General features: G+C 61.9%; 1 protein-coding gene. It reads right to left on the bottom strand.

Annotated features, from left to right (window positions below; translation table 11 throughout):
• Positions 1-480 (bottom strand): DUF4158 domain-containing protein (locus L2I46_RS29340; RefSeq protein WP_236948420.1); only part of this gene is annotated, 480 nt, incomplete at both ends.

Here is a 480-nt window from a genome sequence, read left to right as displayed (position 1 = left end):
GCGTTGCAGATATTCGAGCCGGTCGAGCAGCCGGTTGGCCGACGAAGAGTTCGAGCCAGGCTCGAACTGGCGCAGCCACACAAAACGGGTCACCCGATCATCAGCCGTCTCCTCGAGCAATGCCAGCAACTGTTCTCGGATCGACATAGGCAGACGAATGGCGATCCTCGTCTCGATGCGTCGCTCGGCATCGACGAGAGCCGCGGCACAAAGCCGCTCGATCGTGGATGTCGCGGGAAGGACAGTGCGGGTGCGTCGGCACTCGGCTACGAAGCGACGGGCGATATCCTCGTTCGACACCGCCATCTCCGCTTCTCGGAACAACCATTCCTTCAGCTCGCTCGCACCACGCCCGGAGAAGGTGCGGAAGCCGTAGAGCCCCCGTAACTCGGCAAGATGCTCGTGCCGTGTTTCCTCGCGGGCAGCATAGTCTACGAGATCGTCGGCACCCAGGCCAAGCTGCGCTCCGATAAATTCGAT

Origin of the sequence: Klebsiella sp. 2019SCSN059, from assembly GCF_021739525.1 — a bacterium.
Lineage (GTDB): Bacteria > Pseudomonadota > Gammaproteobacteria > Enterobacterales > Enterobacteriaceae > Klebsiella > Klebsiella quasipneumoniae.
Note: the sequence above shows the minus strand (reverse complement) of the source record. Positions and strands in the feature narration are given on the sequence as shown.